Below are 6,189 nucleotides of genomic sequence, written 5' to 3'. Positions count from 1 at the left end.
CGCCTTCTGTCACCTCGTGTCTTTGTTTGCTTCCCCTCCCCCACTTCCTTCCCCTCCTCCCTCCCCTCCCCCCCCCCTATTCTCCCCCTCCCCCCCTCGCCTTTCTCCCCCCCCCCATGGCCGGGCGGTGGGCCGCGAGGTGGTCAGACGGGATGTCAGACCTCCTCGGTGCCACCGCTCTCCTCGTCGGTTGCCTTCTCTTCCTTGGCTGCGGCCGGCGTCGCCCCCGGCTGGGGTTCGGCCACCGCCACCCGCGCGGGGCGGATGGTGCGCTCGCCGATCCGATACCCCGGCTGCAGAATCGCCACGCAGGTCGTCTCGGTGACATCCGGCGCGTACGAGTGCATCAGGGCTTCGTGGATCGTCGGGTCGAAGGGCTCGCCCTCCTTGCCGAACTGCTGCAGGCCCAGCTTGGCGACGACCGTCTCAAGAGACTCGGCCACCGACTTGAACCCGCCCACGAGCTCGCCGTGATCCCGGGCGCGGCCGACGTCGTCGAGCACGGGCAGGAGCTCGGACAGGAGACCCGCAACAGCGATCTCCTTGACCGTGGCCCGGTCCCGCTCGACGCGGCGGCGGTAGTTCTGGTACTCGGCCTGAAGCCGCTGGAGGTCGCCCGTGCGCTCGTTGAGCGCGGTGCGGACCTGGTCCAGCTGGGCCGTCAGGCCGACTGTCTGCACTCCGTCCCCGGCCGGGGCCGCCCCCTCCTCCGAAGAGGAAGAGGCGTCCTTCGGCTCGGCTCCGTCAGGGGTGGCGCCGGAGGGGACGTCGGGCTTCTCCTCGAAGCCCGGGGTCTCCTCGGTCACACCGCACCGCCCTTGGCGTCCTTCTCGTCGTCCACGATCTCGGCGTCGACGACATCGTCGTCGGCCTTGGCCTGCTGGGCGCCCGGCTGCGGGTCACCCTGCGGGCCGCCGTCGGCCTGGGCGTTGGCGTACATCGCCTGGCCGAGCTTCTGCGAGACGGCCGCGACCTTCTCGGTGGCGGTACGGATCTCGGCGGTGTCCTCGCCCTTGAGCTTCTCCTTCAGCTCGGTGAGCGCGGTCTCCACCTCCGTCTTCACGTCACCGGGGACCTTGTCCTCGTTGTCCTTGAGGAACTTCTCCGTCTGGTAGACGAGCTGCTCGCCCTGGTTGCGCGACTCGGCGGCCTCGCGGCGGCGGTGGTCCTCCTCCGCGTACTGCTCGGCCTCCTCACGCATCCGGTTGACCTCGTCCTTCGGCAGCGAGGAGCCGCCGGTGACGGTCATCTTCTGCTCCTTGCCGGTGCCGAGGTCCTTGGCGGCGACGTGCATGATGCCGTTCGCGTCGATGTCGAACGCGACCTCGATCTGCGGGACGCCACGCGGGGCCGGCGGCAGGCCGGTCAGCTCGAACATTCCGAGCTTCTTGTTGTACGCCGCGATCTCGCGCTCGCCCTGGTAGACCTGGATCTGCACGGACGGCTGGTTGTCCTCGGCCGTCGTGAAGATCTCGGAGCGCTTGGTCGGGATCGTGGTGTTGCGCTCGATGAGCTTCGTCATGATGCCGCCCTTGGTCTCGATGCCGAGGGACAGCGGGGTGACGTCGAGGAGCAGGACGTCCTTGACCTCGCCCTTGAGGACACCGGCCTGGAGCGAGGCGCCGATGGCGACGACCTCGTCCGGGTTCACACCCTTGTTGGCCTCCTGGCCACCGGTCAGCTCCTTGACGAGCTCGGCGACGGCCGGCATACGGGTGGAGCCACCGACGAGAACGACGTGGTCGATCTCGGAGAGCTGGATGCCCGCGTCCTTGATGACGTTGTGGAACGGGCTCTTGCATCGGTCCAGGAGGTCGGCCGTGAGCTGCTGGAACTGCGAGCGCGTGAGCTTCTCGTCCAGGTGCAGCGGGCCCTCGGCGGACGCCGTGATGTAAGGCAGGTTGATCGTGGTCTCGGTCGAGGACGAGAGCTCGATCTTCGCCTTCTCCGCAGCCTCGCGCAGACGCTGGAGAGCCATCTTGTCCTTGGACAGGTCCACGCCGTGACCGTTGGCGAACTGCTTCACCAGGTAGTCGACGACGCGCTGGTCCCAGTCGTCACCACCGAGGTGGTTGTCACCGTTGGTGGCCTTCACCTCGACGACGCCGTCACCGATCTCCAGCAGCGACACGTCGAAGGTGCCGCCACCGAGGTCGAAGACGAGGATCGTCTGGTCGTCCTTGTCGAGCCCGTACGCCAGCGCGGCGGCGGTCGGCTCGTTGACGATACGCAGGACGTTCAGGCCCGCGATCTCGCCGGCCTCCTTCGTCGCCTGACGCTCGGAGTCGTTGAAGTACGCGGGGACGGTGATGACCGCGTCGGTCACCTTCTCGCCCAGGTACGACTCGGCGTCACGCTTCAGCTTCTGCAGGATGAAGGCGCTCATCTGCTGCGGGTTGAAGCTCTTGCCGTCCAGGTCGATCTTCCAGTCAGTGCCCATGTGGCGCTTGACGGAGCGGATGGTCCTGTCGACGTTGGTCACTGCCTGGCGCTTGGCGACCTCGCCGACCAGCACCTCGCCGTTCTTCGCGAAGGCGACGACGGACGGCGTGGTCCTGGCGCCCTCTGCGTTGGTGATGACGGTGGGCTCGCCGCCTTCGAGAACGCTGACGACGGAGTTAGTCGTGCCCAGGTCGATGCCGACCGCACGTGCCATTTCAATTCCTCCAGCTTGACTACTTGAGTGGATCTGACTCAAGGATGCATGACACCCGCCCCACTGTCAACAGACTTGAGTCGAAGAGGCTCAACTATCGTGCACACACCCCGCGCCAACTGGGGATTCCCGAGCTTACGACCGACACGCGACCCCACCCATGAGGCACACCGGGGGTGCGAACGGGGCACGTACCGGCCGATCGCACGCGACACTCCCCGACCCTCTGGCGGCGCAACCCCTCCCCATCATCACCCCATGGGATCGTTCTGTCACAAAATGCCGTGAGCCACGCAAAACCGGCACTCGAACCGCCGCGAACCCAGGCAGGTGCGAACGATGCAGACGCAGAGGCAAAGGCAGAGGGCAGTACGCGCGCGGGCGCGGGCACAGCGGACACGAACACGGACACGGACGTGGCAATGGGAGCGGCGCCGGGAGCGGCCGTCGACCAAGCGCGTACTGGACCTGGCCCTCGGCTCGGCCCTCCTGGCCCTGGCGGCCCCCCTGCTCGCCGCGGGCGCCCTCGCCCTCGCGGTGCGGCGGCCCCCCGGCGGCGTACTGACCCGCTCACCCCGGGTCGGCCTGGACGGCCGTGTCTTCGAACTGCGCTCGCTGCGCACCCGGCGGCTGCGGCTGGACCTGCTCTCCAGACTGCCGCACGTCGTACGGGGAGACCTCTCACTGGTCGGCCCGGAACCCCTGGCGCCGGACGAGGAGGACGGACCCCGCACCCCGGGCTCCGGCACCTCCCCCGCCGCGAGACACTGGCGGCACGAACTGAAGCCGGGCCTCATCGGCCTGGCGCAGGTGCACTCCCGCTCCGGAATGCCGTGGGACGAGCCGGCCCTGCTGGACCAGCACTACGCCGAGCACCAATGGGTGGGACTGGACCTGGCCATCCTGGCGAGGGCCGCCCACACCCCGCTGCGCCGGGCGGCCCGAAGGCTCACCCGGCCCGGCAAGGGGCACCTGAGCGACACAGATCACCGCCTGTCCGGCTACAGCACTGCGGAAGAAGTGGGTAGTGTCAGCACAGACTGATTAAGTTACTGCTTAGTAATCACAGATAATCGCCAGTACTCGCTCATTTACGCTGGATCCCACCCTCGCAGGCCCGAGGAGCCCCCAAATGCAACTCGCCGCGATCATCGTGTCGCTGGTGCTGACTGTCGTCGGCGTTGCGCTCATCGCCCGAGCCGTCGCGCAGATCTACCGGTTCATCAAGCTCGGCCAGCCCGTGCCGTCCGGAACCCGCACGGACAACTGGCAGCAGCGCACCGTAACCCTGGCCAAGGAGTTCGTCGGCCACACCCGGATGAACCGGTGGGGGATCGTCGGCGTCGCGCACTGGTTCGTCGCCGTCGGCTTCCTGACGCTCGGCCTCACGATCGTCACCGCGTACGGCCAGCTGTTCAAGGCCGACTGGACGCTGCCGGTGCTGGGCGGCTTCCTGCCCTACGAGGTGTACACCGAGTTCATCGCGCTCGCGACGACGGTGGGCATCCTCGTCCTCATCGCGATCCGGCAGCTGAACCTGCCGTCGCGGCCCGGCCGCAAGTCGCGCTTCGCCGGCTCGAAGATGGGCCAGGCGTACTTCGTCGAGGCCGTCATCCTCGTCATCGGCCTGGCGATCATGACACTGCGCGGCCTCGAAGGCGCCCTGCACGGCGTGGAGCACTACGAGGCCGCGTACTTCGCCTCGTACCCCCTGGTCGCGGCCTTCAAGGGGCTGAGCCCCGACACGCTGCAGAACCTCGTCTACCTCACCGCCATGATCAAGCTCGGTGTGACGATGGCCTGGGCGATCACGGTCGGTCTGAACACCAACATGGGCGTCGCCTGGCACCGCTTCCTGGCCTTCCCGAACATCTGGTTCAAGCGGAACGCCGACGGCGCCACCACGCTCGGCGAGCTCCAGCCGATGACCTCGGGCGGCAAGGAGATCGACTGGGAGGACCCGGCCGAGGACGCCGTCTTCGGCGTCAGCCAGGTCGAGCAGTTCTCGTGGAAGGGCCTGCTGGACTTCTCCACCTGCACCGAGTGCGGCCGCTGCCAGTCGCAGTGCCCCGCCTGGAACACCGGCAAGCCGCTCTCCCCCAAGCTCCTGATCATGTCCCTGCGCGACCACGCGCACGCCAAGGCCCCGTACCTGCTGGCCGGCGGCGGCAAGGACATGGAGGGCAATGAGAAGGCGACCGAGGAGCAGCTGAAGGACGCCCCGGCCGCGGCTCTCGCGGAGGCCGAGCGCCCGCTGATCGGCACGGTCGAGGAGAACGGCGTCATCGACCCGGACGTGCTGTGGTCGTGCACCACCTGCGGTGCGTGCGTGGAGCAGTGCCCGGTCGACATCGAGCACATCGACCACATCGTCGACATGCGCCGCTACCAGGTGATGATCGAGTCCGCGTTCCCGTCCGAGGCGGGCACGATGCTCAAGAACCTGGAGAAGAAGGGCAACCCCTGGGGCCTGGCGAAGAAGCAGCGCGTCGAGTGGACCAAGGAGGTCGACTTCGAGGTCCCGATCGTCGGCAAGGACGTCGAGGACCTGTCCGAGGTCGACTACCTGTACTGGGTCGGCTGCGCCGGCGCCCTGGAGGACCGGGCGAAGAAGACCACCAAGGCCTTCGCCGAACTCCTCCACATCGCGGGCGTCAAGTTCGCGATCATGGGCGGGGACGAGAAGTGCACGGGTGACTCGGCCCGCCGCCTGGGCAACGAGCCGCTGTTCCAGCAGCTCGGCCAGGAGAACGTGGCCATGCTGAACATGGCGTTCGGCGAGGACGACGAGGACGACTCGACGAAGAAGGCGAAGGCAGCGAAGAAGATCGTCGCGACCTGCCCGCACTGCTTCAACACCATCGCGAACGAGTACCCGCAGCTCGGCGGCGAGTACGAGGTCATCCACCACACCCAGCTGCTCCAGCACCTCATCGACGAGGGCAAGCTGATCCCGGTGACCCCGGTCGAGGGCCTGATCACGTACCACGACCCGTGCTATCTGGGCCGTCACAACAAGATCTACACCCCGCCGCGCGAGATCATCGCGAAGGTGCCGGGCCTGCGGAACGAGGAGATGCACCGCCACAAGGAGCGCGGCTTCTGCTGCGGCGCCGGTGGTGCCCGGATGTGGATGGAGGAGCGGATCGGCAAGCGCATCAACAACGAGCGCGTCGACGAAGCCCTCTCCCTCAACCCGGACATCGTCTCCACCGCCTGCCCGTTCTGCCTGGTCATGCTGACCGACTCGGTCAACGGCAAGAAGAACGACGGCAAGGCGAAGGAGTCGGTCCAGGTGGTCGACGTCTCGCAGCTGCTGCTGGACTCCGTGAAGACTCCTGCCGACCCGGCCGGTGAGGCGGAGTCGGCGGACGAGCCGGAGCCGGAGCCGGTGAAGTAATCCGTTCCGTCGCGCGACAGAAGCGGCCGGACCTGCCTCGGGGGCGGGACCGGCCGCTTCCGCTTTCCCGCGCCCCTGGGGCAGTCCCCCCGGGGTTCCCCTAGGGGATGTCACAGCTCGGCCGCAATGGCGG

Annotated in this window: 4 protein-coding genes; 2 read left to right on the top strand and 2 right to left on the bottom strand. The window is 67.8% G+C overall.

Translation table 11 applies throughout. The features are described 5' to 3' along the window. Positions 1–155 precede the first annotated feature (155 nt). Together grpE and dnaK are read right to left on the bottom strand one after the other, a co-directional pair. The gene (gene grpE, locus ACFV8T_RS09015; protein ID WP_266417311.1) at positions 156–806 is read right to left on the bottom strand and encodes a nucleotide exchange factor GrpE; all 651 of its coding nucleotides are present in this window, start codon (positions 804–806) and stop codon (positions 156–158) included. Beyond that, complete coding sequence (gene dnaK / locus ACFV8T_RS09010; protein WP_266417309.1) at positions 803–2,656, bottom strand: molecular chaperone DnaK; 1,854 nt, start codon at positions 2,654–2,656, stop codon at positions 803–805. The genes grpE and dnaK overlap by 4 nt, the downstream gene beginning before the upstream one ends. A gap of 339 nt (positions 2,657–2,995) precedes the next feature. Between dnaK and ACFV8T_RS09005 the strand changes: the two genes are divergently transcribed. Both ACFV8T_RS09005 and ACFV8T_RS09000 read left to right on the top strand, forming a co-directional pair. Next, a complete protein-coding gene (locus tag ACFV8T_RS09005; protein ID WP_385325907.1) occupies positions 2,996–3,700 on the top strand; it encodes a sugar transferase in 705 nt (234 codons plus the stop codon). An 88-nt stretch (positions 3,701–3,788) separates the two neighbouring features. Continuing rightward, the gene (locus ACFV8T_RS09000; protein WP_385325905.1) at positions 3,789–6,056 is read left to right on the top strand and encodes a (Fe-S)-binding protein; all 2,268 of its coding nucleotides are present in this window, start codon (positions 3,789–3,791) and stop codon (positions 6,054–6,056) included. Positions 6,057–6,189 lie beyond the last annotated feature (133 nt).

This window comes from Streptomyces sp. NPDC059832 (assembly GCF_042731715.1).
Lineage (GTDB): Bacteria > Actinomycetota > Actinomycetes > Streptomycetales > Streptomycetaceae > Streptomyces.
This window is presented reverse-complemented; position numbering and strand designations above follow the sequence as displayed.

Bases quoted from the DNA above. Each gene is read 5' to 3' on its own strand.
- dnaK (WP_266417309.1), bottom strand. From the start codon at position 2,656: ATGGCACGTGCGGTCGGCATCGACCTGGGCACGACTAACTCCGTCGTC.
- ACFV8T_RS09005 (WP_385325907.1), top strand. From the start codon at position 2,996: ATGCAGACGCAGAGGCAAAGGCAGAGGGCAGTACGCGCGCGGGCGCGG.
- ACFV8T_RS09000 (WP_385325905.1), top strand. From the start codon at position 3,789: ATGCAACTCGCCGCGATCATCGTGTCGCTGGTGCTGACTGTCGTCGGC.